Annotated in this window: 17 protein-coding genes and 3 pseudogenes; 10 read left to right on the top strand and 10 right to left on the bottom strand. The window is 53.4% G+C overall.

The window, feature by feature from the left end; genetic code table 11:
* The first annotated feature begins 281 nt into the window (after positions 1-281).
* Positions 282-6,218, top strand: coding sequence for a fibronectin-binding autotransporter adhesin ShdA (shdA, locus tag J4613_RS16540; RefSeq protein WP_111742268.1), 5,937 nt, complete (start codon positions 282-284; stop codon positions 6,216-6,218).
* Between the two features lie 161 nt (positions 6,219-6,379).
* Here shdA and xseA read toward each other — a convergent pair whose 3' ends face one another.
* The gene (gene xseA, locus J4613_RS16545; RefSeq protein WP_000953162.1) at positions 6,380-7,729 is read right to left on the bottom strand and encodes an exodeoxyribonuclease VII large subunit; all 1,350 of its coding nucleotides are present in this window, start codon (positions 7,727-7,729) and stop codon (positions 6,380-6,382) included.
* A 160-nt stretch (positions 7,730-7,889) separates the two neighbouring features.
* Here xseA and guaB point away from each other — a divergent pair, with 160 nt between their 5' ends.
* From guaB to J4613_RS16560, 3 genes and pseudogenes are all read left to right on the top strand, one after another.
* A complete protein-coding gene (gene guaB / locus J4613_RS16550; protein WP_000944174.1) occupies positions 7,890-9,356 on the top strand; it encodes an IMP dehydrogenase in 1,467 nt (488 codons plus the stop codon).
* Between the two features lie 69 nt (positions 9,357-9,425).
* Positions 9,426-11,003, top strand: a complete 1,578-nt coding sequence (gene guaA, locus J4613_RS16555) for a glutamine-hydrolyzing GMP synthase (protein ID WP_000138293.1) — start codon at positions 9,426-9,428, stop codon at positions 11,001-11,003.
* 123 nt (positions 11,004-11,126) lie between these two features.
* Positions 11,127-11,456, top strand: a pseudogene (locus J4613_RS16560) (DDE-type integrase/transposase/recombinase); the annotation flags it as partial.
* Between the two features lie 79 nt (positions 11,457-11,535).
* On the opposite strand, the gene J4613_RS16565 reads toward J4613_RS16560, so the two are convergent.
* Together J4613_RS16565 and J4613_RS22880 are read right to left on the bottom strand one after the other, a co-directional pair.
* Entirely contained in the window at positions 11,536-11,865 is a 330-nt protein-coding gene (locus J4613_RS16565; protein WP_001619362.1) for a DUF1493 family protein, read from the bottom strand.
* A pseudogene (locus tag J4613_RS22880) lies at positions 11,850-12,065 on the bottom strand (hypothetical protein); the annotation flags it as partial. The pseudogene J4613_RS22880 and the gene J4613_RS16565, both read right to left, overlap by 16 nt.
* 265 nt (positions 12,066-12,330) lie before the next feature.
* Between J4613_RS22880 and J4613_RS22735 the strand changes: the two are divergent.
* Positions 12,331-12,474, top strand: a pseudogene (locus J4613_RS22735) (hypothetical protein); the annotation flags it as partial.
* A 77-nt stretch (positions 12,475-12,551) separates the two neighbouring features.
* Here the strand turns inward: J4613_RS22735 and J4613_RS16575 are convergent.
* Positions 12,552-12,743: a YfgG family protein gene (locus J4613_RS16575; protein ID WP_000075924.1), complete on the bottom strand. Its 192-nt coding sequence runs from the start codon at positions 12,741-12,743 to the stop codon at positions 12,552-12,554.
* Positions 12,744-12,921: 178 nt separating this feature from the next.
* On the opposite strand from J4613_RS16575, the gene J4613_RS16580 reads away from it, so the two are divergent.
* Both J4613_RS16580 and J4613_RS16585 read left to right on the top strand, forming a co-directional pair.
* Positions 12,922-13,059 carry a hypothetical protein gene (locus tag J4613_RS16580; RefSeq protein ID WP_001540598.1) on the top strand — a complete coding sequence of 46 codons (138 nt, stop codon included), beginning with the start codon at positions 12,922-12,924 and terminating at the stop codon, positions 13,057-13,059.
* 96 nt (positions 13,060-13,155) lie between these two features.
* The gene (locus tag J4613_RS16585) at positions 13,156-15,369 is read left to right on the top strand and encodes a sensor domain-containing phosphodiesterase (protein ID WP_000773648.1); all 2,214 of its coding nucleotides are present in this window, start codon (positions 13,156-13,158) and stop codon (positions 15,367-15,369) included.
* A 35-nt stretch (positions 15,370-15,404) separates the two neighbouring features.
* Here the strand turns inward: J4613_RS16585 and ppx are convergent, their stop codons facing one another.
* The 4 genes from ppx to purM all read right to left on the bottom strand — a co-directional run bounded on the left by ppx (position 15,405) and on the right by purM (position 20,881).
* Complete coding sequence (gene ppx / locus J4613_RS16590) at positions 15,405-16,946, bottom strand: exopolyphosphatase (RefSeq protein WP_001123326.1); 1,542 nt, start codon at positions 16,944-16,946, stop codon at positions 15,405-15,407.
* Between the two features lie 4 nt (positions 16,947-16,950).
* On the bottom strand, positions 16,951-19,017 hold the full coding sequence (gene ppk1, locus J4613_RS16595) for a polyphosphate kinase 1 (protein ID WP_000529555.1): 2,067 nt from the start codon (positions 19,015-19,017) through the stop codon (positions 16,951-16,953).
* A 188-nt stretch (positions 19,018-19,205) separates the two neighbouring features.
* The gene (purN, locus tag J4613_RS16600) at positions 19,206-19,844 is read right to left on the bottom strand and encodes a phosphoribosylglycinamide formyltransferase (protein ID WP_001028589.1); all 639 of its coding nucleotides are present in this window, start codon (positions 19,842-19,844) and stop codon (positions 19,206-19,208) included.
* On the bottom strand, positions 19,844-20,881 hold the full coding sequence (gene purM, locus J4613_RS16605; RefSeq protein ID WP_000130477.1) for a phosphoribosylformylglycinamidine cyclo-ligase: 1,038 nt from the start codon (positions 20,879-20,881) through the stop codon (positions 19,844-19,846). Before purM ends, purN begins: the two co-directional genes overlap by 1 nt.
* 412 nt (positions 20,882-21,293) lie before the next feature.
* On the opposite strand from purM, the gene upp reads away from it, so the two are divergent.
* From upp to J4613_RS16620, 3 genes are all read left to right on the top strand, one after another.
* Positions 21,294-21,920 (top strand): uracil phosphoribosyltransferase, encoded by a 627-nt coding sequence (gene upp / locus J4613_RS16610; protein ID WP_000706208.1) that lies wholly within the window; start codon positions 21,294-21,296, stop codon positions 21,918-21,920.
* Positions 21,921-22,007: 87 nt separating this feature from the next.
* Entirely contained in the window at positions 22,008-23,297 is a 1,290-nt protein-coding gene (gene uraA, locus J4613_RS16615; RefSeq protein WP_000198341.1) for a uracil permease, read from the top strand.
* A 94-nt stretch (positions 23,298-23,391) separates the two neighbouring features.
* Entirely contained in the window at positions 23,392-24,093 is a 702-nt protein-coding gene (locus J4613_RS16620; protein WP_061835882.1) for a DnaA inactivator Hda, read from the top strand.
* Between the two features lie 26 nt (positions 24,094-24,119).
* Here J4613_RS16620 and arsC read toward each other — a convergent pair whose 3' ends face one another.
* Both arsC and bepA read right to left on the bottom strand, forming a co-directional pair.
* Entirely contained in the window at positions 24,120-24,479 is a 360-nt protein-coding gene (gene arsC, locus J4613_RS16625; protein ID WP_000132648.1) for an arsenate reductase (glutaredoxin), read from the bottom strand.
* A gap of 39 nt (positions 24,480-24,518) precedes the next feature.
* Entirely contained in the window at positions 24,519-25,982 is a 1,464-nt protein-coding gene (bepA, locus tag J4613_RS16630; RefSeq protein ID WP_000489630.1) for a beta-barrel assembly-enhancing protease, read from the bottom strand.
* Between the last annotated feature and the right edge of the window lie 78 nt (positions 25,983-26,060).

Raw genomic sequence — 26,060 nt, forward strand, 5'->3', positions numbered from 1 at the left:
TTATTAAATGTTATTCACGACATAAATATTTATTAAATGGATGAATTTATTTATATCAATTATAAATCAACCAGAAATTGACCTGGCATTGAAATAAGCCTTGAAATTAGTTAATAATTTGGCTTGGATAATATATTGTTTCAGGTGATTGCAACCATTCATAGAGCTGTATTTTTGTTATTTATTATTTAACTCATTGATAATGTAGCATTTAAAGGCTATTTGTAGCCCAATCAAAATCCAGTTTGCTTCGTGAACGTTATTAAAGGGAAATTTAAAAATTGAACAGGACTTACAGTATTGTCTGGAGCGCCGTGCGAAATATGTATGTCGTGGCTTCAGAATTGGCGCGAGGCCACAGCAAAGTTAAAGCGCAAGTATGCGCGAGTGAAATCCATTCTCCAAACCAAAAGTCCGAATATGGACAAATAATAAAAGCAACGCGCGCGGCGCTGGCTTGCGCCGTGGCTGCGGCACTCGGATTTTTCAGCCCGCTGGCTATGGCCGATAATCAGGTATCATATGCTGATGCGCAGCCCCACGTTCTGGATGCGTCAACGCCGCCGATGAGCTATTCGGGCACCGATGAAGGCGCGGCGCTATATGTCTCGGGTGTCGCCACCGTCGGCTGGCAGCCCACCACGGTCACAGGGACTGGGCTCGTCATTGAAACAAGCGGAGGCGGGGCTGATGATCCGGATGGCGGTAAGTATGTTTCCAACGCCATTTCGCTGGATCATTACGCTATCCTTGAGCTTACCGACGCGAAGATAACCACTACGGGTATTTATACCCAGGGTATTTCCGCAGCGGATGGCAGCAAACTGACGTTAACAGACAGTACGCTAACGATTGACGGCAATTTCGGCGTAATGACGTTGTATACGGGTTCAGAAGCAACGCTGGACGGTACCATCGTTGAGGCAGCTAACAGCAGCAGCGCGCAGGTGCAACAAGGCAGTACGCTGAACGTGCTGGACGGTAGCACAATCACCCTGGCGCAAGGCCAGATAAACGTTGTTGCCGGAAACACCGCGACAGACGAGGGTTCCACCCTGAACCTCTCTGATAGCTCGGTCAGCTCTGCAGGTACGATGAGCACCATCCAGGGTACCAATAAGGCCGCTCTTAATCTCACCAACGCGACCATAACACATACCAATGCCAGCGGCGCGGCGGTACAGGCCAATAACGCCACTACCCTGGATATTACAGGCGGCAACATTACCTCTGCCGGTACGGGCGTGTATATTCTGGCGTCGGACGCCAGGATCGACGGCGCCACCATCAACGCCGACGGCGACGGTATCTTTATAACCAGCAAAAGAAAACTCGACGGGTATGAGGATCTCAACGCGCTGACGGTCAACAAAGCACAGGTTAATTCAGACACGATTGCGCTGCATGTGGACACTGGCACGACGATTAACGCTCCTATCGTGCTGACCGACAGCACATTTGAAGCGCCGGAAGTGATCAAGCTTGGCAGCAAGGCGGTAATTCAGGCCAACAATACGACATTGATCGGTGACGTTGCTCAGAGTGACATGTCATCGTCATCGCTCTCTTTAAGCCAGGGGTCCACGTTAACCGGTAGTGTAGATGCGATGTTTACTACGCTGTCGCTCGACGACACCAGCCAGTGGAACATGACCGACCCGTCAACCGTCGGCAATCTGACCAACGACGGCGATATTACGCTGGGCAACGCGAGCGGTTCGACAGGTATGCTGCTGACGGTGGACAATACCCTGACCTTACAGGATAACAGCCAGATAAACGCGACGCTGGATACCGCCAACAGCGCGCCAATTATCAAAGCCGCCAACGTCACGCTGGACGGGACGCTGAACCTTAGCTCAACGGCCACCTTTGTCGCGCCCGAAACCGACGAACACTTTGGATCGATCACGCTGATTGATTCACAAAGCGCAATCACTACCGATTTTGACAGCGTAACACTGGATGCTGACACCTCCGCTATGCCGGATTATCTGACGATCAACGCGGGCGTTGATGCGGATGATAATACCAACTACGAGTTGTCTACGGGCTTGAGTTGGTACGCGGGCGCAAATTCTGCGCGCGCTGCGCATGGCACTTTTACCGTTGATGCAGGCAGTACCTTTACCGTCACCAGCGAACTGGACGAAACCACGGCGACCTCCAACTGGAACGGCAGCAAGCTAACCAAACAAGGCGACGGCACGCTGATCCTCAGCAACACCGGCAACGACTACGGCGATACTGAAATTGACGGCGGCATTCTGGCCGCCAAAGACGCCGCCTCGCTCGGCACTGGCGATGTGACGATTGCAGAAAACGCAACGCTTGCGCTGAGCCAGGGCACGCTGGATAACAACGTGACCGGCGAGGGCCAAATTGTCAAAAGCGGTAGCGATGAGCTGATCGTGACCGGCGATAACACTTACAGCGGCGGCACCACCATTACCGGCGGTACGCTGACGGCTGACCATGCGGATTCGCTGGGCAGCGGCGATATCGACAACAGCGGCGTGCTTAAGGTGGGCGAAGGCGATCTGGAAAATACGCTTTCCGGCAGCGGTTCGCTGGTGAAAACCGGTACCGGCGAGCTGACGTTAAGCGGCGGCAACGATTACTCCGGCGGCACCACTATTTCCGACGGTACGCTGACGGCTGACCATGCAGATTCGCTGGGCACTGGCGCTGTTGCTAACAGCGGCGTGCTTCAGGTCGGCGAGGGCGAGCTGGAAAATACGCTTTCCGGCAGCGGCTCGCTGGTGAAAACCGGTACGGGCGAGCTGACGTTAGGCGGCGATAACAGCTATTCCGGCGGCACCACCATTACTGGCGGCACGCTGACGGCTGACCATGCAGATTCGCTGGGGACCGGGGCTATTGCCAACAGCGGCGTGCTTAAGGTCGGCGAGGGCGAGCTGAAAAATACGCTTTCCGGCAGCGGCTCGCTGGTCAAAACCGGCACAGGCGAGCTGACGCTAAGCGGCGATAACAGTTACTCCGGCGGCACCACCATTATCGGCGGTACGCTGACGGCTGACCATGCGGATTCGCTGGGTACCGGAGCTGTTGCCAACAGCGGTGTGCTTCAGGTCGGCGAGGGCGAGCTGGAAAATACGCTTTCCGGCAGCGGTTCGCTGGTGAAAACCGGTACGGGCGAGCTGACGTTAAGCGGCGACAACAGCTATTCCGGCGCCACCACTATCACTGACGGCACGCTGATTGCCGCCAACGTCAACGCGCTGGGCAGCGGCAATATCGACAACAGCGGTACGCTGATGCTGGACGCCAACGGCACATTTGAGCTTGCGAACATCACCACCCATACCGGCGCCACGACCGCGCTGGCGGCGGGCAGCACCCTTGACGCGGGCCAGCTCACCCAGGAAGACGGCAGTACGCTAAGTATTGACCTCGGCGCGGCCACCGACGACGCCGTGATTACCGCCGACAGCGTCACGCTGGGCGGCACTCTGAATGTTACCGGCATCGGCAGCGTTACAGACAGCTGGACGCCTGAGGCATACACCTATACGCTGATTGACAGCGACAGCGCCATTACGAGCGATTTCGACGATCTGACCATTGCAGGGATGAACCGCGAAGATGTTGACTTCCTGACTATCGACGGAAAAGTCGATGAAGCAGACAACACCCACTATGATCTGACGGCCTCCCTCTCCTGGTATGCGGACAGAGACAACGCCACTACCGACGCCCACGGCACCTTTACCCTGAGCGACCCTGACGGCAGCTTTAACGTTGCGGCTACACTGACAGACGTTGACGATACGCTGGATCCGGGTAGCAGATGGGACGGTAAATCGCTGACCAAAGAAGGCGCAGGCACGCTGCTCCTCTCTGGCGACAACGACTACAGCGGCGGCACCACCATCAATGAAGGTACGCTGGTCGCCGCCAGTACGACGGCGCTGGGCACCGGTCTGGTAGACAATAATGCCACGCTGGTGCTGGACGCAGACGGTGAAGTCAGCGCGGTGGGCGGCATCACCACTCATAGCGGCGCGACGACCCAACTGGCGCTCGGCACCTCGTTGGATCTCGGCGACAGCGCGTTAATTCAGCAAGATGGCAGTACGCTGAACGTTGAGCTGAATAGTGACTCAGTGCAACCGCTGATTACCGGCAGCAGCGCCACGCTTGGCGGCGATTTGGTCGTCAGCGACGCCAGCCTGCAAGCGCGCGCCTCCGACGCGGAGTTCCAGTCCTTTAAACTGATGGATATGACCAGCGATATCAGCGGCGACTTTACCAGCCTGACGATGAACCTCACTGACAAGCCGGACTATCTGACCGTAACCGGGACAATCAATCCTGAAGATGCGTCAGAATATCTGCTTACCGAAGGGCTGAGCTGGAATGCGACCGCCACGTCAGCGACGCCAGCACACGGCACCTTCACTCTGGGCGCAGGCGATAGCTTTGAAGTCACCAGCGTACTGGGCGATAAAACCGGCAACGGCGACTGGGATGGTAAAACGTTGACCAAACTGGGCGCGGGTAAACTGACGCTGAGCGGCGTGAACACCTACACCGGCGATACTAACGTACAGGAAGGCACGCTGTGGCTGGCCGGAGACGGTACGATTGGCGAAGTGGGCAGCCAGCAGGCGGTGAACGTCGCTTCTGGGGCGACCTTCGGCGGCAGCAATGGTACGACCGTTAACGGTAAGGTGACCAATGAAGGGACGCTGGTCTTCGGCGACAGCGAGGAGACAGGCGCTATCTTCACCCTCAATGGCGATCTGGTCAACATGGGGACGATCGCCAGCGGCAGCACCTCCAGCACGCCGGGCAATACGCTTTATGTTGATGGCAATTACACCGGCAACGGCGGCTCGCTTTATCTGAATACCGTCCTGGGCGACGATGATTCGGCGACCGATAAGCTGGTGATTACCGGCGATGCCTCCGGCACCACCGATCTGTACATCAACGGCATCGGCGATGGAGCACAGACCACTAACGGTATTGAAGTGGTGGATGTTGGCGGCGTATCGACCAGCGATGCGTTTGTGTTAAAAAATGAAGTTAACGCCAGTCTGTATACCTACCGTCTGTACTGGAATGAAAGTGACAACGACTGGTATCTGGCGTCAAAAGCACAGTCTGATGATGACGACAGCGGTGGTGATGACAGTGATGTCACGCCTTCGGATGGCGGTGACGATGGCGGTAATGTCACGCCTCCGGACGATGGCGGCGATGGCGGTAATGTCACGCCTCCGGACGATGGCGGCGATGTCGCACCACAGTACCGTGCGGATATCGGCGCGTACATGGGCAACCAGTGGATGGCGCGCAACCTGCAAATGCAGACCCTCTATGACCGCGAGGGCAGCCAGTATCGTAACGCAGATGGCAGCGTATGGGCGCGCTTCAAAGCGGGTAAAGCAGAATCAGAGGCTGTCAGCGGCAATATCGATATGGACAGCAACTACTCCCAGTTCCAGTTAGGCGGCGACATTCTGGCCTGGGGCAACGGCCAGCAGAGCGTTACCGTTGGCGTCATGGCGAGCTACATCAACGCCGACACCGACAGCACCGGTAACCGTGGCGCGGACGGTAGCCAGTTCACCAGTAGCGGCAACGTAGACGGCTACAACCTCGGCGTCTATGCCACCTGGTTTGCCGATGCCCAAACGCATAGCGGCGCGTATGTCGATAGCTGGTATCAATACGGTTTCTACAACAACAGCGTAGAGAGCGGTGATGCGGGATCTGAATCTTACGATTCAACCGCTAACGCCGTCTCGCTGGAAACCGGTTATCGCTACGATATTGCGCTTAGCAACGGTAATACTGTCAGTCTGACGCCGCAGGCGCAGGTTGTCTGGCAGAATTACTCAGCGGATAGCGTGAAGGATAACTACGGCACCCGGATCGATGGTCAGGATGGCGACAGTTGGACAACGCGTCTGGGTCTGCGTGTTGACGGCAAGCTGTACAAAGGCAGCCGTACGGTTATCCAGCCGTTTGCTGAAGCTAACTGGCTGCACACCAGCGATGATGTGTCGGTATCGTTTGATGATGCTACGGTGAAACAGGATCTTCCGGCTAACCGTGCGGAGCTGAAAGTGGGTCTGCAGGCAGATATCGATAAGCAGTGGAGCGTTCGCGCTCAGGTTGCCGGGCAGACTGGCAGCAATGACTTTGGCGATCTGAACGGTAGCCTCAATCTGCGCTATAACTGGTAAGTTAGACAAAACCGGGCGGGTGTTCCCTGCCCGGTTTTGAGGCGAATGACAAACCGGTTGATCGTCAGATTATGGCTACACCTTATCCGACGTGGCGCGTAGGTTGGCTGAGGCGAAGTCGAAACCCAACATCGCGCTGCAAAGGGTGGGGGAGTGTTGGATTACGTGCCCGGCGTGACGGATTTGACTTCACTTTCAAGCCAGCCGTCCTCCAGTCTCGTGGTCATGATATCGCCTGCTTTGACCTGTTTGATCTTTTTCAGCACCTTGCCGTCCGTTGTCGTCGAAACCGTATAGCCGCGCGCCAGCGTGGCTAACGGGCTGACCGCTTCCAGATGCGTGACCGCGTTGCCAAAACGCTCGCGCTGTTCGCTTAACCGTGAGCGGATATTCTCCGTCAGACGATATTCCAGCTGTTGGATGCGCGACTGCGCGCGGTGAATGCGCGGCTGCGGATTTTGCTGGCTCAGGCGTTGACTTACGCGCTGTTGGCGTTGATTGGCCTGCTTAATCCTGGCCTCAAGCGCAAATCCCATCCGTTGGCGTAGACGTTCCAGCGCGGTTTGCTGACGGGCCAGACGCAGTTGCGGATGTTGCTGTTGCAGACGGTGAAAAATCTGCGTGAAACGGCGGCTGCGATTGGCGAGGTAGTAGTCCATCGCCATGCCCAGACGCTGCTGGGCGGACTGGATCTGACGCAACAACTCCTGCTGGTTACGGCTGACAATTTCTGCCGCTGCTGATGGCGTAGGCGCGCGCAGGTCGGCGACAAAATCAGCTATCGTGACGTCCGTTTCGTGACCGACGGCGCTGACCACCGGAATGCGGCTTGCAAAAATCGCCCGCGCCACGCGTTCGTCGTTAAAACTCCACAAATCTTCCAGCGAACCGCCGCCGCGCCCGATGATCAGTACATCACACTCGCCCCGCGCGTTCGCCAGTTCGATAGCACGAACGATCTGCCCCGGCGCGTCGTCGCCCTGTACCGCGGTTGGATAGATAATAACGGGCAGGGATGGGTCACGACGCTTCAGCACATGGAGAATATCGTGCAGCGCCGCGCCGGTTTTCGAGGTGATCACCCCCACGCAGTGGGCCGGGGAGGGCAACGGCTGTTTATGCTGCTGATCGAACAAGCCTTCGGCCTGGAGTTTGGCTTTTAGCTGCTCATATTTCTGCTGCAACAAGCCTTCGCCAGCCGGCTGCATACTTTCGGCGATGATTTGATAATCGCCGCGCGGCTCGTACAGCGTAATGTTGGCGCGTACCAGCACCTGCTGCCCGTGCTGCGGACGGAACGTCACCCGGCGGTTGCTGTTACGGAACATCGCACAGCGCACCTGAGCGGTATCGTCTTTGAGCGTAAAGTACCAGTGGCCCGACGCAGGCTGCGTGAAATTAGAAATCTCGCCGCTGATCCATACCTGTCCCATCTCCTGTTCTAACAGCAGACGAACCGTCTGGTTAAGGCGGCTTACGGTAAAAATTGAGGAAGTTTGAGAGGATAACATGTGAGCGGGATCAAATTCTAAATCAGCAGGTTATTCAATCGATAGTAACCTGCTCACGGGGGATCGCAAGCACTATTTGCAAAAAAATGTAGATGCAACCGATTACGTTCTGTATAATGCCGCGGCAATATTTATTAACCTCCCAGGTGAGATATTGCCCATGCTACGTATCGCTAAAGAAGCCCTGACGTTTGACGACGTCCTCCTTGTTCCCGCTCACTCCACCGTTTTGCCGAATACTGCCGATCTCAGCACGCAGTTGACGAAAACTATTCGTCTGAATATTCCTATGCTTTCTGCGGCGATGGACACCGTGACGGAAGCGCGCCTGGCAATTGCCCTGGCCCAGGAAGGCGGCATTGGTTTTATCCACAAAAACATGTCCATTGAGCGCCAGGCGGAAGAAGTTCGCCGCGTGAAGAAACACGAGTCCGGCGTAGTGACCGACCCGCAGACCGTCCTGCCAACCACCACGTTGCATGAAGTGAAAGCCCTGACCGAGCGTAACGGTTTTGCGGGCTATCCGGTGGTGACTGAAGATAACGAGCTGGTGGGTATCATCACCGGTCGTGACGTGCGTTTTGTGACTGACCTGAACCAGCCGGTGAGTGTCTACATGACGCCGAAAGAGCGTCTGGTGACCGTTCGTGAAGGCGAAGCCCGTGAAGTCGTGCTGGCAAAAATGCACGAAAAACGCGTAGAAAAAGCGCTGGTCGTTGATGATAACTTCCATCTGCTTGGCATGATTACCGTAAAAGATTTCCAGAAAGCGGAACGTAAACCAAACTCCTGCAAAGATGAGCAGGGCCGTTTACGTGTCGGCGCGGCGGTCGGCGCAGGCGCGGGCAACGAAGAGCGCGTTGACGCGCTGGTGGCGGCAGGCGTTGACGTACTGCTGATCGACTCCTCTCACGGTCATTCAGAAGGCGTGTTGCAACGTATCCGTGAAACCCGTGCTAAATATCCTGACCTGCAAATCATCGGCGGCAACGTCGCGACGGGCGCAGGCGCTCGCGCACTGGCGGAAGCCGGTTGCAGCGCGGTGAAAGTCGGTATTGGCCCGGGTTCCATCTGTACCACTCGTATCGTGACTGGCGTGGGCGTTCCGCAGATCACCGCTGTTTCTGACGCAGTTGAAGCGCTGGAAGGCACCGGGATTCCGGTTATCGCTGACGGCGGTATCCGTTTCTCCGGCGACATCGCCAAAGCCATCGCCGCAGGCGCGAGCGCGGTAATGGTGGGCTCTATGCTGGCCGGTACCGAAGAATCCCCGGGCGAAATCGAACTCTACCAGGGCCGTTCGTACAAATCTTACCGCGGCATGGGCTCGCTGGGCGCGATGTCCAAAGGTTCCTCCGACCGTTACTTCCAGAGCGACAACGCCGCCGACAAACTGGTGCCGGAAGGTATCGAAGGCCGCGTAGCCTATAAAGGTCGCCTGAAAGAGATCATTCACCAGCAGATGGGCGGCCTGCGCTCCTGTATGGGGCTGACCGGTTGTGCTACCATCGACGAACTGCGTACTAAAGCGGAGTTTGTGCGTATCAGCGGTGCGGGCATTCAGGAAAGCCACGTTCACGACGTGACCATCACCAAAGAGTCCCCGAACTACCGTCTGGGCTCCTGATTTTCTTCGCCCGACCTTCGCGTCGGGCGATTTATTTAATCTGTTTCACTTGCCTCGGAATAAGCGTCAATGACGGAAAACATTCATAAGCATCGCATCCTCATTCTGGACTTCGGTTCTCAGTACACTCAACTGGTTGCGCGCCGCGTGCGTGAGCTGGGTGTTTACTGTGAACTGTGGGCGTGGGATGTGACAGAAGCACAAATTCGTGACTTCAACCCAAGCGGCATTATTCTTTCCGGCGGCCCGGAAAGCACCACCGAAGAAAACAGCCCGCGCGCGCCGCAGTATGTCTTTGAAGCAGGCGTGCCGGTATTTGGCGTCTGCTACGGGATGCAGACCATGGCGATGCAGCTTGGCGGTCATGTAGAAGGTTCTAATGAGCGTGAATTTGGTTACGCGCAGGTCGAAGTATTGACCGACAGCGCGCTGGTTCGCGGTATTGAAGATTCCCTGACCGCAGACGGCAAACCGCTGCTGGACGTGTGGATGAGCCACGGCGATAAAGTGACGGCGATTCCGTCCGACTTCGTGACCGTCGCCAGCACCGAGAGCTGCCCGTTCGCCATTATGGCCAACGAAGAAAAACGCTTCTACGGCGTACAGTTCCACCCGGAAGTGACCCACACCCGCCAGGGTATGCGCATGCTGGAGCGTTTTGTGCGTGATATCTGCCAGTGTGAAGCCCTGTGGACGCCGGCGAAGATCATCGACGACGCCGTGGCGCGCATTCGCGAGCAGGTGGGCGACGACAAAGTGATCCTCGGTCTCTCCGGCGGCGTGGATTCTTCCGTAACCGCAATGTTGCTGCACCGCGCGATCGGTAAAAATCTGACCTGTGTATTCGTCGACAACGGCCTGCTGCGTCTCAACGAAGCCGAGCAGGTGATGGACATGTTTGGCGACCATTTTGGTCTGAACATTGTTCACGTACCGGCAGAAGATCGTTTCCTGTCAGCGCTGGCTGGCGAAAACGATCCGGAAGCCAAGCGTAAGATCATCGGTCGCGTTTTCGTTGAAGTGTTCGACGAAGAAGCGCTCAAACTGGAAGACGTGAAATGGCTGGCGCAGGGCACCATCTACCCTGACGTTATCGAATCTGCGGCGTCTGCAACCGGTAAAGCGCACGTCATCAAATCTCACCACAATGTCGGCGGCCTGCCGAAAGAGATGAAGATGGGGCTGGTTGAACCGCTGAAAGAGCTGTTCAAAGACGAAGTACGTAAGATTGGTCTGGAGCTGGGCCTGCCGTACGACATGCTGTACCGTCACCCGTTCCCGGGGCCGGGCCTCGGCGTACGCGTACTGGGCGAAGTGAAGAAAGAGTACTGCGACCTGCTGCGTCGCGCGGACGCTATCTTCATTGAAGAGCTGCGCAAAGCGGATCTGTACGACAAAGTCAGCCAGGCGTTCACCGTCTTCCTGCCAGTACGCTCCGTTGGCGTCATGGGCGATGGTCGTAAGTACGATTGGGTGGTCTCCCTGCGTGCCGTCGAAACCATCGACTTTATGACCGCGCACTGGGCGCACCTGCCGTATGACTTCCTGGGTCGTGTTTCCAACCGCATCATCAATGAAGTCAACGGGATTTCCCGTGTGGTGTATGACATCAGCGGTAAACCACCAGCTACCATTGAGTGGGAATAAGCCGATAATCCTTCCTGTGTTTTCATGAACAGGTAAAAGTGAATTTAACCCTCTGTTTTTGCAGAGGGTTTTTATTTATGTGCATAGATGAGTTTTCTGTGTAGTGCACAGCTTCTGGCGGCAAATTTGACGTAATCATGAACCCACGAAGGTTGGCTGTATCTTGCCGTGGTCGTTGATTTGTTCTCGCGCAAAGTTATCGGTTGGTCAATGCAACCACGAATGACAAAAGACATTGTCCTGAATGCGCTTCTGATGGCCGTGTGGCGACGTCATCCCCAAAAACAGGTGCTGGTTCAGTCTGATCAGGATAGTCAGTACACCCGCTATGAATGGCTGAAATCGCACGGACTGGAGGTCAGTATGAGCCGTCGTGGCAACTGTCATGACAATGCGGTTGCAGAAAGCTTTTTCCAGCTACTGAAGCGTGAACGGATAAAGAAAAAGATCTACCAACGACTCAGAAGTGTCCAGGTTATTCGTGGCGATTCAGCCCAAATAAGGGGTATTTAAAATATAGTAACTTTATTCTTCAACTATATAACCAACGTCCAGCTTTAGCACTTTCAACGAGCATACCAACTGTTAGTGGCTTACGCGGATCAGGCTCTTTACTTCCAAAGTACTCTGGGTTCAGATAGTTGAGTATGTCAAATCCTTCTGAATCTATATTCCAACGCTCGAAGTACTCTTGTAGAAGTTCTTCACTATCTTCAAAAACGAGTTTTAGATCATCCCTAATACTGGTATCAAGCGTGATGGTTCGCTTTGGCCCACAGAGAAAGTACTTTTTAGTGTTATATTCCTGATCGATAAAATCGATAATTTCTTTCTCAATATCTCTCATTAGAAGTACGTCCACTGAATGTGATCTTTAGGAACCGCCACACGATTAAATGTATCTTTAATATCACGCTGGATATCATAAATCGTAGTGAATGTCATAACTCAATCGAGCCAGGGTACATTACGACCAACGAAACGACCTAAATTATTCGTTGAGCTTAGCTGTAATGAGTTGATGGTTTTGCCTGTCAACGTTGGTGATCTGATCCCTCGTGGCTCTTTACAAAACAAATCCTGACGTATGGGACTGGTCACCTTATTCTCCTTCCACGGTGGTTATCTTCGCATTGATTCTGGCGGATAGGGCGGAACCGCAGGTGACCTTTGAGTATACGTTTACGGTAAAGCACTGCATCGACACAATAGCGGGTTTCCTGAAGTGCGTTGAGGTTGAGCGGCATCCGGCTATCGCAGAGATACTTACACAGTTTGAGAGTACCGTACGTCAGTGCCCGCTGGGATGCCAGATTTGCCCTGAACTTGTGCCAGCTACCGGGAGTTTAACCACGCTGAAGGCTATCGGGTTTTGTATTCGGCCGAGGGAATCTTAGTAACCGCGCATGTGATCTTATCACCCAGGCAGGATATCCCGCGGTTGCTCTTTAAGCGTCTGATCATGGCCTGAACCCATTGAGTGGGTTGTCTTTTTGCGTTAACGCTAAAGCTTCTTTTTCTTGCGCGGGCTTTTTAACGGATAACAGCTTAACGTTGTCCCGGCGTGGTGACAGAAAGCGATGATTGTTGCGCTTCTTTTTTATCCTGATGGTGCTGCCAGGCGCCGATAGAAGAGTAGACGAAACGTCCAAAGAAGAAGAGAAAACTGATAAGCAGTACGATACGGGTCATGCGAGTGTTAAATCGATGTCGTTTTCGCATACTGTTGGCCTGACTCACAAAGGGTTCCTTAACGTTGGCCCAGCGGTATGGGCGGGATCAGGCTGGGTTCTTCAAGGGTATTATCAAGGCGAAGAACGTAACAAGCCTGCGTTCACTCTACATTAAGGCATACTGCGAACCGATGGTCAATTCCTCTTAATGTAAAATTGCGTCAGTTGATTTATCTTATATTGTTATGGAAGATAATTTTAGTATTTACATTAATAATAAATTAATGATAACAAAGAATAAAAAGGCGAATAAAGGCTGCAGGAGAAAGGTAATAATTGACTTAAATCAAATGTTACTTTTGTTTAATAATTACAATCGATGACTATCGTGTGATGTATATCGCATCATCAATTTAAAGTCAGGTGGGATGCCTGTCTGTTAACGCCCCTTTGGGATTGGGGGGTTCTGCTGAGCATCTATGAAACTAAATAAAACTTATATAAATATCAGAGATAAATGGTGGGGACTACCGCTCATCCTTCCTTCGATTTTACTACCTGTTTTAAGTAGCGCAAATACTTATGCGCTTACCAGCACTGGAAATGTGGTTCTTTTTTACCTGCCGTTAGCTTTTATGCTTAGCCTGATGCTCTTTTTCGGCTGGGCAGCACTGCCGGGCATTGTGCTTGCTATCTTCTGGCGCAGATACCCGCAGACAGGACTGTATGAAACCCTTTCTGTGACGATGCACTTTATCATTACTATCGTGCTAAGCTGGGGCGGCTATCGTGTCTTTTCCCCCCGGCGAAACAATGTTTCCCACGGCGACGCCCACCTGTTGTTTCAACGAATATTCTGGCAGGTATTTTGTTCAGCAACATTATTTCTGGTCATCTACCAGTTTGCCGCTTTTGTTGGCATGTACGAAAGCAAAGCCAGCCTGATGGGGGTAATGCCCTTTAATATCAACACGCTGATTAATTACCAGGCGTTACTGGTCGGTAACCTTGTCGGCGTGCCATTGTGCTATTTTATTATTCGTACTCTCCGCAATCCGCTGCACCTGCGGGGGTATTATCAGCAATTAAAGCTACAGATTGATAGCAAGGCCACTAAAAAAGAGATCGTTATTTGGCTGGCCGTATTGACTACACTAATGTTTATACTGTGTATGCCATTGACTGATAATAGTTCAATATTTAGTACCAACTATACGCTTTCGTTATTATTGCCGGTCATGCTGTGGGGCGCGATGCGCTATGGCTATAAGTTTATTTCAATTATCTGGGCCGTCGTGTTAATTACGTCGATTCATTATTATCAGCGTTATATGCCCTGGTATTCAGGTTATGATACGCAATTAGCGATTACCTCTTCGAGCTATCTGGTTTTTTCTTTTATTGTTAATTATATGTCTGTACTGGCCACGCGTCAGCGCGTAGTGAGTGGTCGCGCACGGCGGCTGGCCTATCTTGACCCGGTTGTACATCTTCCCAATTTACGTGCGTTAAACCGCGCGCTCCAAAATGCGCCCTGGTCTACGATCTGTTTTTTACACGTGCCGGGCCTGGAGCTATTGGGTAAAAATTATGGCGTCATGCTACGCATCCAGTATAAGCAAAAGCTCTCTCACTGGATTACGCCGATGCTGGCCTCAAATGAGTGCGTCTACCAGATGTCAGGGCACGACCTGGTGCTGCGTCTTAATACAGAGTCGCATCAGCAGCGTATTGAAGCGCTGGATAAACATATTAAGCAGTTTCGGTTTATCTGGGACGGACTGCCGCTACAGCCCCCTGTCGGCGTGAGTTACTGCTGCGTGCGTTCTCCGGTTAGCCACCTTTATCTGCTGTTGGGCGAATTAAGCACCAGTTCCGATCTTTCGTTGACGACTAACGCGCCGGAGGATTTACAGCGGCGCGGCGCAATGCACCTGCAGCGCGATTTGAAGGGCAGAATTGCGATGATGAATCGCCTGCAACAGGCGTTGGAGCACGATCATTTTTTCCTGATGGCGCAGCCTATTTTCGGTGTTCGTGGGGACGTTTACCATGAAATCTTACTGCGACTCAGGGATGACAACGGCGACGTTATCAACCCGGACAATTTTTTACCCGTGGCGCATGAGTTTGGATTGTCTTCCGCTATCGATCTCTGGGTGATTGAAAACACGCTGCGGTTTATGGCGGCCAGCCGGGAATATATGCCCGCGCATCGTTTTGCCATTAATCTGTCGCCAACATCGGTATGCCGCGCTCGTTTCCCTGCAGAAGTTAAGCAGTTGCTTACGCAATATCAGGTTGAACCCTGGCAACTGGTTTTTGAGGTAACGGAAAGCAACTCTCTCACCAATGCTGAGCAGGCGCAGTTGACGCTGGGACAGCTACAGCAGTTTGGCTGTCAGATAGCGATTGATGATTTCGGTACTGGCTACGCCAGCTATGCGCGGCTGAAAAACGTTGACGCCGATATTCTTAAAATTGATGGCAGTTTTATTCGCAATATAGTGTCAAACAGTCTCGATTATCAGATTGTGGCTTCTATTTGTCATTTAGCGCGAATGAAAAATATGCAGGTCGTCGCGGAGTATGTCGAGAGCGAAGAAATACGAAGCGTCGTGCTCTCGTTGGGGATCGACTATCTTCAGGGATATTTAATTGGCGAGCCGCAGCTATTATCTGAGATTCAGTAAAGACAGACGCCGCGGCGCGGCGTCTGGCTCACAATTTACGCGGCGATCTCCGGCGAGCTTTCTTCCTCAATATTGAGACGCCAGCCAGTTACAGCTTCCCAGTACTGCTGTTCTTTTTCCAGATCAAGCAGTACCAGCGCATTCTGGCTGAACCAGTCATGCGGAAAACATAACGTCCAGTGGCTGTCATCGGTCGTTAGTCGCAGCGTTGGCGGCGTAGTGGTCGCCTGCCGCTGGTTGTTCAGTAATACGCCCAGCCGAAGTAGCTGAATTAACGGCAGATACTGTTTTTTCTTAAACAGCGTAAAGCGGGGCATATCATCCAGTTTTATGGCTTTACGATGGTAACGCACCAGCGTCGCCATCATCATTTGCTGCTCCTGATTAAAGCCGGGCAAATCGCTGTGTTGCAGAATATAAGCCGAATGGCGATGTAAACCGCTGTGATTAATATTCAGTCCAACCTCATGCAGCATTGCCGCCCAGCGAAGCAACGCTTCAAGCTGCGGATGCGCCAGTTTTGGCTGCTGGGCCTGCCACTGCTCGTACATCTGCATGGTGGTTTCCAGCACGCGTCTGGCCTGTTCTCTGTCAATGTTGTATTGATTGGCCAGACTTTTTGCGGTACGGCTGCGAACATCCTGATGGCGGAAGCGGCCTTCCATTTCATACAGCACGCCTTCGCGCAACGCGCCGTCGGAAAGGCGAAGCTCGCGGATAGCCAGAGCATCAAAAACGCCGCACAGAATCGCCAGGCCCGGCACAAAGACCGCTTTTCGTTCTTCAGACAGACCCGGCAGGCTGAGCGCATTAAAGGAGCGGTGCTTCAACACTTCTGACTTCAGTTTATCGAGGCGATCCGGCGTAATGAAGCCATCTTTCTCACCCAGCGCCAGGAGAACTTCATGAGCGGCCTTAATCGTACCGGAAGCGCCCATCGCTACGTTCCAACCCTGAATACGATACTGCCAGGTTAAGGTTTCCAGTTTTTGCGCCGCCGCCATTCGGGCGCGCTGGAAGTTTTCTTTATTGATAACGCCGCCGGGAAAGTAGAGCTGCGCGAAGCTCACGCAGCCCATACGACGGCTTTCAACCAGCCTGGGTTCGAAGTTTTCGCCAATGACCAGCTCTGTTGACCCGCCGCCGATATCGATCACCAGCTTGCGGCCTTTTTCCGGCTGCGTATGTTCTACGCCCATAAAAATCAGGCGCGCTTCTTCGTTACCGGAAATAATCTCTATCGGGTAGGGAATAACCTTTTCCGCGCGTTTGAGAAAATCAGCGGCATTTTGCGCCTGACGTAACGTATGGGTGCCTACGATACAGACGCTGGAAGGGGAGAAACCTTGTAAGCGTTCAGCAAACAGCGACAGACAGCTAAGCCCCCGTTCCATGGCTTCTTCGCTGAGTTTATTATCTGCGCCCAGCCCGTCCGCCAGATGGACGCGCTGTTTTAAACGCCCGATAATCTGCATTGCGCCGTCAACCACGCGGGCAATGACCATATGAAAGCTGTTTGAGCCGAGATCGACCGCAGCGAACTCCTGCGGACGAGGGGATTTATCGTAAATTGGCATAGCGTTAGTCTGGTTGCTCGAGTGATTTGATGTAGTCATAAATTGCCAGCTGCGCCTGGACTTTACGGCGATTGCCGCGCGGTACGTAGCGGTTGCTGAGTTCTTTATCGATAAAACGCGCTTTTACCGTGTCGCTAAACAGAATGTCAATGATATCCAGGACGCGTTGTTTAAGCCGCGGGTCGAGGATAGGCGTAGCGACTTCGATACGGTAGTCAATATTACGCGTCATCCAGTCAGCTGAAGAGAGCCAAACTTGCTTATCACCGCCGTTTTCGAAAATATAAACCCGATCGTGTTCCAGATAGCGATCCACAATGCTAATCGCACGAATATTATCGCTAATGCCTTCCAGTTGCGGAATAAGAGAACACATACCGCGTACCAGCAGATTGACCTGGACGCCCGAACCCGACGCGGCGTATAGCCTGTCGACCAACCCTTTATCAACCAGGTTGTTAAGCTTTAAGGTAATCCCTGACGGTAAGCCTTGCTGGGCATTGGCGATTTCACGATCGATCATCTCATACAGCAGACGCCGTGAGTTTTGTGGAGAAACCATCAAATAATCGAAAGTGACCGGGCGATAGGGGTTTTCAATAAAATTAAAGACCCGACGCACTTCATTGGTAATGCGCGCATCGGCGGTCAGCAGCGAATAATCGGTATACAGCCGCGCTGTTTTTTCGTTGAAGTTACCGGTGCCGATATGCGCATAACGCACCACGTCATCACCCTCTTTTCGTGAGATGAGAAAGAGTTTGGCGTGAATTTTCAGCCCGGGCGCAGAGAAAATAACATGGACGCCCGCTTCGGTTAACCGCTTGGCCCAGTGAATATTTGCCTCTTCATCGAAGCGCGCCTGCAACTCCACCACCACGGTGACTTTTTTGCCGTTATGGGCGGCATGGATCATCGAGTCAATAATGCGCGAGTCTTTCGCTACGCGATAAATATTGATTTTGATCGCCAGCACGCTTGGGTCAAACGACGCCTGACGCAGCAGTTCCAGCACATGTTCAAAGGTGTGATAAGGATAATAGAGCAGCACATCACGTTCACGAATCGCGTCGAAACCGTTACGAAATTTCTCTTTATCAAACCAAAGATGGCGTAACCGCGGTAACGGTTTATTGACCAGGTTGGCTTTACCGACATTCGGAAAATTAATAAAGTCTTTAAAATTGTGGTAGCGCCCGCCGGGTACGATTGAGTCATACCGGGAGATCGTCAGTTTTTCCCGCAGTACGTCGACCAGCGCGGCGGGCATATCGCGTTGGTAGACAAAGCGCACAGGCTCAGCGGTCAGGCGCTGCTTCAGGCTGGAAGACATCAGCTCCATCAGACTGGATTCCATCTCATGCACCAGGTCATATTCGGCATCGCGGGTCATTTTCATCGAATAGGCATTAAGCGCGTCATAGTCGAAGAACCCTTTAAAAATGTCATCCAGGCAGTAGCGCAGAATATTATCCAAGAGGATCATCGGCTTGCGTCTGCGCGGTGTCTCCGGCGGCAGATTAACGAAGCGTGGGACTTTGTCGGACGGTATCTCCAGCAGCGCATAGTTGATGGTGTCGCCGCGGATAATCTCCACCGCCAGATAGGTGTAATCATCTTTTAAAAACTGAACAAGATCCGTCTCCCGGTTAATGAGAATCGGGGTAATATGCTGGCGCAAATAGTGCTTAAAATAGTGGCGCAACCAGCTTTGTTGGTTCACCGAGAGCTGACGCTCGTTGATCAGAAAGATTTGATTACGCGCCATTTCCAGCAGTAATTCGTTGTACAGGCCGTCGAACTCCTGGTCTGCTTTCAACACGCGGGACTGAATTTTGCCTAACAAATGGCGTGAATGAGAATTTGAACCCTGTTCTTCGCTGATAATAATACGTCGTTTCAGTTCAGCGAAACGCACTTTGTAGAACTCGTCGAGGTTATTAGAATAGATTCCCAGGAACCGCATCCGCTCAATCAACGGGTTGGATTTATCCGCTGCTTCCTGTAACACGCGTTCGTTAAATGCTAACCAGCTCAGTTCTTTCTCGATATATAGCTTTTCCTGACCCATTACTACCTATACTCCGTTTTATTCACGGGACACTGCCTGATGATTATGGCGAGCATTACGCGTTAATGTCCAACTGCGCCAGAAAAATATGACAATAAACTGATAGCATAAAGGAAGGGAAAAGAGTAGGCCGGATAGGCATTTATGCCGCCATCCGGCAAGCAGACGCAGTCCTGTCCGATGACGTATTATTCGTCAGACGCATAACCTTGCGGCGGCAGACGACGCCCGTCCAGCCAGGCGGCGTTATCGCGCATCTTTAGACGCCCCTGCGCAAACCAGCTAATCACCAGCGGATAAATCGCATGTTCCTGAGTCTGTACGCGTGCGGTGATATCATCTTCGCTGTCGTCGGCAAAAACCGGCACCTTCGCCTGGAGAATGACCGGGCCGCCGTCGAGTTCGTCTGTCACGAAATGTACCGAAGTACCGTGCTCCTCATCGCCGTTTTCCAGCGCCTGGCGATGGGTATGCAACCCCGGATATTTTGGCAGCAGGGAAGGGTGAATGTTCAGCAGACGCCCGTAGTAATGCGCGACAAACATCGGACTCAGAATACGCATAAAACCGGCCAGCACGACCACATCGGGCGCATACGCGTCTATCTTGCGAATCAACTCGCGATCGAAGGCGTCGCGGCTGTCAAACCGATCGGCAGTCAGCGCTTGCGCCGGAATACCGGCTTCTCTGGCGCGTTCAAGGCCGAACGCGTCGGCCTTATTGCTGAATACTGCCCTGAGGGTGCCTTTAATTTTCTTCGCTTCGCAGGCATCGATAATCGCCTGTAAATTGCTTCCATTGCCGGAAATCAGCACCACAATATTCATTATTCAATAACCACACGCTGTTCGGAATCAGAGGCTTTGATGATACCGATTTTCCATGCGTTTTCACCTTTCTCGTTTAGCAGAGCAAGCGCTTTGTCCGCCTCCGGAGCGGAGAGCGCAATCACCATGCCGACGCCGCAGTTAAAGGTACGGTACATTTCATGTCGGCTGACATTACCGGCGGTTTGCAGCCAGGTAAAGATGGCGGGCCACTGCCAGGACGACTCATTAATTACCGCCTGGGTATTCTCCGGCAGAACGCGCGGAATATTTTCCCAAAAGCCCCCGCCGGTGAGGTGGGCGATAGCGTGTACATCGACGTTTTCAATCAGTTCCAGAACCGATTTTACGTAGATACGGGTCGGTTCAAGCAGATGATCGGCCAGCGGCTTCCCTTCCAGCAGAGTGGTTTGTGGGTCGCAGCCGCTAACGTCAATAATTTTCCGCACCAGCGAATATCCATTCGAGTGCGGGCCGCTGGAGCCGAGTGCAATCAGCACGTCGCCTTCGGCAACCCGGGAGCCGTCGATGATTTCTGATTTTTCGACTACGCCGACGCAGAAACCCGCCACATCGTAATCTTCGCCGTGATACATGCCCGGCATTTCCGCCGTCTCGCCGCCGACCAGCGCGCAGCCGGATTGCAGGCAGCCTTCGGCAATACCGTTGATCACGCTGGCGGCGGTATCGACATCCAGTTTACCCGTGGCATAGTAATCGAGGAAAAACAGCGGTTCCGCGCCCTGAACGACCAGATCGTTTACGCACATTGCCACCAGATCAATACCGATAGCGTCGTGGCGCTTTAAGTCCATCGCCAGGCGAAGTTTGGTGCCTACGCCGTCAGTGCCGGAAACCAGTACCGGTTCACGATATTTTTGCGGCAACGCGCACAGCGCACCGAAACCGCCCAGACCGCCCATAACCTCCGGGCGGCGAGTTTTCTTCACTACGCCTTTGATTCGATCAACCAGAGCGTTACCCGCATCAATATCGACGCCGGCATCTTTATAGCTAAGAGAGGTCTTATCGGTCACTGCCTGGTTCCCCACGTTTTTTTTGCGGTAAAAGTTAAATTCGGCGCAATTCTAACAGGGAAAGCAAACGTTTGCGAGCGTGGTCTGCGCCCTGGTTATCCGGGCGATTTTTTTTGCATGGTTTCGGTCGCTGCTTGAAAATTTCCCTGTTGGTAAAAAAGAAAAGGATATCCAGCACTTGGTTTACGACAGGCGGTCGGGACAGGTCATTCACCCTTAAAATTGCTAATATTCAAACGGTTGTTAGCCTTTATCGCCTGTTTCAACGTGAGTGATTTATACTCACTTTTCCGCTATCTGCGCTTTTGGTTGATCCAGGTCAAGCATACATTGTGTTGCGTCAGAGAGGAAAAGCGGTATAATCCGGCGATTTTTTTTGTGGTTGCCAGTCATCTGAGGATAGGAGAAGAGTATGAAGATCGTGGAAGTCAAACACCCACTCGTCAAACACAAGCTGGGTCTGATGCGTGAAAACGACATTAGCACTAAACGCTTTCGTGAACTCGCCTCAGAAGTAGGCAGCCTGCTGACGTATGAAGCGACAGCCGACCTGGAAACGGAAAAAGTCACCATCGAAGGCTGGAATGGCCCGGTGGAAATCGACCAGATCAAAGGTAAAAAAATTACCGTTGTGCCGATTCTGCGGGCGGGTCTGGGCATGATGGAAGGCGTTCTGGAAAATGTACCGAGCGCGCGTATCAGCGTAGTCGGGATGTACCGTAACGAAGAGACGCTTGAGCCAGTACCTTATTTCCAGAAACTGGTATCGAACATTGATGAGCGCATGGCGCTGATCGTCGACCCGATGCTGGCGACCGGCGGTTCTGTCATCGCGACCATCGACCTGCTGAAAAAAGCAGGCTGTAGCAGCATTAAGGTGCTGGTGCTGGTCGCCGCGCCGGAAGGCATTGCGGCGCTGGAAAAAGCGCACCCGGACGTTGAACTGTACACCGCCTCTATCGATCAGGGGCTTAACGAGCACGGATACATTATTCCGGGGCTTGGCGATGCCGGCGATAAGATTTTTGGTACCAAATAAGTGAATAAATAATTAAAAGCCGACTTTAAGAGTCGGCTTTTTTTTGAATAAAACCACTCATAACAAACACACTTAGAGGAAAACACTATGACGCGCCGTGCTATCGGGGTGAGTGAAAGACCGCCGCTTTTACAGACAATCCCGCTTAGTTTACAGCACCTTTTCGCCATGTTTGGCGCGACCGTGCTGGTGCCAGTTCTGTTTCATATCAACCCCGCGACGGTGCTGTTGTTTAACGGTATCGGAACACTGCTGTATCTCTTTATCTGCAAAGGTAAAATTCCGGCCTACCTCGGATCGAGCTTTGCCTTTATTTCCCCGGTACTACTGTTGTTGCCGCTGGGTTATGAAGTGGCGCTGGGCGGTTTTATTATGTGCGGCGTGCTGTTCTGTCTGGTCTCTTTCATCGTTAAAAAAGCGGGCACCGGCTGGCTGGATGTGATGTTCCCGCCTGCGGCAATGGGCGCAATCGTTGCCGTCATCGGTCTGGAGCTGGCTGGCGTCGCGGCGGGGATGGCCGGATTACTGCCTGCGCAAGGGCAGTCGCCGGACACGAAAACAATTATTATCTCCATGGTCACGCTGGCGGTGACGGTGTTCGGCTCCGTACTGTTTCGCGGTTTCCTGGCGATCATTCCGATTTTGATCGGCGTGCTGGCGGGCTATGCGCTGTCATTCGCGCTGGGGGTGGTCGATACCACGCCGATTGCCCAGGCACACTGGTTTGCGCTGCCGACCTTCTATACGCCGCGTTTTGAATGGTTCGCGATCCTGACGATTCTGCCCGCGGCGTTGGTCGTGATTGCTGAGCATGTCGGTCATCTGGTGGTGACGGCGAATATCGTCAAAAAAGATTTAGTGCGCGATCCCGGTTTGCACCGCTCGATGTTCGCTAACGGACTGTCGACGATCATTTCCGGTTTCTTCGGCTCCACGCCGAATACCACCTATGGGGAAAATATTGGCGTCATGGCGATCACCCGCGTTTACAGTACCTGGGTTATCGGCGGCGCGGCGATTTTCGCCATTCTGCTTTCCTGCGTCGGCAAACTGGCGGCGGCGATTCAGATTATCCCGTTACCCGTGATGGGCGGCGTCTCGCTGCTGTTGTACGGCGTCATCGGCGCGTCGGGGATTCGCGTCTTGATCGAATCGAAAGTCGACTACAATAAAGCGCAAAACCTGATCCTCACCTCGGTGATTTTGATCATCGGCGTGAGCGGCGCGAAAGTGCATATCGGTGCGGCAGAATTGAAAGGGATGGCGCTGGCGACCATCGTCGGGATTGGCCTGAGCCTGATTTTTAAACTGATTAGCCTGTTGCGTCCGGAAGAAGTGGTACTGGAGGCAAATGATGCGGAGTCTCCGCATCAGTAACGGGTTGCCGGGCAGCGATGCTGCCCGGTTCTATCTCACGGGAATTATGTGGTAAACTCAGCGCGATTTTATGTCATCCTGGGTTGAGGTATCTCTGAACACACCGGCACAGCTCTCTTTGCCACTTTATCTTCCTGACGACGAAACTTTCGCAAGTTTCTGGCCGGGGGATAACGCCTCTCTACTGGCCGCGTTACAAAACGTGTTGCGCCAGGAACATAGTGGATATATCTACCTTTGGGCGCGTGAAGGCGCGGGCCGCAGCCATTTGCTGCACGCCGCCTGCGCTGAATTGTCGCAGCGTGGAGATGCGGTAGGCTACGTCCCGCTCGATAAACGTACCTGGTTCGTGCCGGAAGTGCTCGACGGTATGGAACACCTCTCGCTGGTGTGTATTGATAACATTGAGTGTGTCGCTGGCGATGAACTGTGGGAGATGGCGATCTTTGATCTCTATAACCGCATTCTGGAGTCCGGTAAGACGCGGTTATTGATCACCGGCGATCGTCCGCCAAGACAGTTAAATCTGGGCTTGCCCGATCTCGCTTCCCGTCTGGACTGGGGGCAAATCTATAAACTCCAGCCTCTTTCCGATGAAGACAAACTTCAGGCGCTACAGTTGCGCGCCCGGTTACGGGGGTTTGAACTGCCGGAAGATGTCGGGCGGTTTTTACTCAAACGTCTTGATCGCGAAATGCGCACGCTGTTTATGACGCTGGATCAGCTCGATCATGCGTCGATCACTGCCCAGCGAAAACTGACGATCCCGTTTGTCAAAGAGATTCTGAAACTGTAATACGCCGCGACGGCGGCGTTCAACGGTTAACCGAGGATGTCCAGCACCTGCTCAGGCGGTCGGCCAATGCGCGCCTGACCATTTGCCACTACAATGGGGCGCTCCATCAGTTTAGGGTGTTCAACCAGCGCCTGGATTAACGCCTCTTCACTCAGCTCGCTATCCGCCAGGTGAAGCGTTTTATAGAGATCTTCTTTCTGGCGCATCAGTTCGCGCGCGCTGGACATGCCCAACATACGCAGCAGTTCCCGCACGGTGGCGGCGTCGGCGGGCGTATCCAGATAAAGCACCACTTCCGGTTCCACGCCGTTAGATTTCAGCAGGTTCAGCGTGTCGCGGCTCTTCGAGCAGCGCGGGTTATGGTAGATTTTAATCGTGTCGGTCATGAGTTCTCCTTGTGACGCCATCCGGCTAATAAACGGCGATTACATTTTCGTGTATGGCTTGAAGCGTTCCTGTAACTGGCGCAACTGGTCGATACGCGCATCGTAACGCGCCTGTTGCTGACTACCCAGTTTTGCCTGGGCGCTGGCGCTGCTGAGCAGTGAAATTGCCTGATCCAGTCGTCCCGCCAGCGCATAACTTTCAGCGCGCGCCGCCAGCTCCTGATCGCGGTTGTTCAGCGCGGCTTCGGCCTGAGCAAGCAGATCCCAGCCGTTACCGTCATCTTTATGGCTAAAGGTGTAGCGATTCAGAATGGTTTCCGCCGCTTTTGGCTGGCCTCCCTGGAGGTACGCATTGGCGAGGTTTAACTGCAGCACAGGATTAACGCGCAGATCGCGGGCATTTTTCAGGCGATTAATCGCGTCGTTGGCTCTTTTCTGCCCCAGGTCAATATCGGTGGCGAGGTCAAGATACCAGGCATTGTTCGGTTCCGCGCTTAATAGCGGCTGCAACGTTTTGCGCGCTTCATCGTACTTGCTCGCTTCCATCGCCTGCAACGCCCGGCCATATTGCGCCGCATGTTGCTGACGCACGTTGCCTTTAGACCACTGATCCAGCAGGTCGCTGGTGAGCTGGTTACGTCCGGAATTGTACATTCCCAGGGCGCGCGCTTTGGCGAAATAAAAGTCGGCGGAAGATTGCACCACGACCGGGCGCATCTGGTTGGCACGGTTGCGGGCATCCGCAAGGCGGCTTTCCGGTAAGGGGTGAGTGAGCAAAATTTCAGGCGGGCGCGTGGAGTAACGCGCCTGGTCGAGCAGTTTTTCGAGGAAAGAGGGCATCGCCTGTGGGTCAAATCCGGCGCGTTGCAGTACCTGAATACCAATACGGTCGGCTTCTTGCTCATTTTGCTGGGTGAAACTTATCATTCCCTGGCGCGTTCCCGCCAGAGTACCGGTTAGCGCCGCCATACCGGCCTGTGGGCTGGCCATGGCCAGCAAAATGGAACCCAGCGCACCCACCCAGGTAAGCGGCGCACTGCGCTTTTGATCTTCCATCGCGCGCGCCAGGTGGCGCTGCGTCACGTGGGAGATTTCATGCGCCATGACTGAAGCTAGCTGGCTTTCGTTATCCGCGTAGCGAAAAAGCGCCGAGTGCAGCACCACATTGCCGCCAAAGAACGCGAACGCGTTGATTTCGTCATTATTGATCAAGAAAAAATGGAAGGGCGTTTTGACGGAGTCGGCGTGCGAGACCAGACGCATCCCCAGCGCGTTAATGTATTGCACCAGCAGCGGATCGTTGATTAACGGCGCGCTGCCGCGTAGCTGGCGCACATAAAAGTCGCCCATTTGCATCTCTTGTCCGATAGAAAGCGTGCTTCCTGCCGAGGTTCCCATATCGGGCAGCGTGTCGGCAGGGTCGGCAAATGCGGGCGCGACCTGACCGAGAGCCAATGCTGCAATGAGGGTTGCCACCAGGTTTTTTTTCAACTGCCTGAACATAACCTCTATCCTGTTGTTTTGAGATAGCCCTTTGACCAACGTCGTGAAATATCGTTCCACGCTCCGACACTTCATAAG

It is taken from the genome of Salmonella sp. 32020114201800008SM, assembly GCF_017572025.1.
GTDB lineage: Bacteria > Pseudomonadota > Gammaproteobacteria > Enterobacterales > Enterobacteriaceae > Salmonella > Salmonella enterica.

Excerpts from the sequence above, each read along its gene's own strand:
- ppk1 (WP_000529555.1), bottom strand. The coding sequence starts at position 19,017 with ATGGGTCAGGAAAAGCTATATATCGAGAAAGAACTGAGCTGGTTAGCA.
- xseA (WP_000953162.1), bottom strand. The coding sequence starts at position 7,729 with ATGTTATCCTCTCAAACTTCCTCAATTTTTACCGTAAGCCGCCTTAAC.
- J4613_RS16585 (WP_000773648.1), top strand. The coding sequence starts at position 13,156 with ATGAAACTAAATAAAACTTATATAAATATCAGAGATAAATGGTGGGGA.
- upp (WP_000706208.1), top strand. The coding sequence starts at position 21,294 with ATGAAGATCGTGGAAGTCAAACACCCACTCGTCAAACACAAGCTGGGT.
- bepA (WP_000489630.1), bottom strand. The coding sequence starts at position 25,982 with ATGTTCAGGCAGTTGAAAAAAAACCTGGTGGCAACCCTCATTGCAGCA.
- guaA (WP_000138293.1), top strand. The coding sequence starts at position 9,426 with ATGACGGAAAACATTCATAAGCATCGCATCCTCATTCTGGACTTCGGT.
- arsC (WP_000132648.1), bottom strand. The coding sequence starts at position 24,479 with ATGACCGACACGATTAAAATCTACCATAACCCGCGCTGCTCGAAGAGC.
- ppx (WP_001123326.1), bottom strand. The coding sequence starts at position 16,946 with ATGCCAATTTACGATAAATCCCCTCGTCCGCAGGAGTTCGCTGCGGTC.
- J4613_RS16580 (WP_001540598.1), top strand. The coding sequence starts at position 12,922 with ATGGAAGATAATTTTAGTATTTACATTAATAATAAATTAATGATAACA.
- guaB (WP_000944174.1), top strand. The coding sequence starts at position 7,890 with ATGCTACGTATCGCTAAAGAAGCCCTGACGTTTGACGACGTCCTCCTT.
- uraA (WP_000198341.1), top strand. The coding sequence starts at position 22,008 with ATGACGCGCCGTGCTATCGGGGTGAGTGAAAGACCGCCGCTTTTACAG.
- purN (WP_001028589.1), bottom strand. The coding sequence starts at position 19,844 with ATGAATATTGTGGTGCTGATTTCCGGCAATGGAAGCAATTTACAGGCG.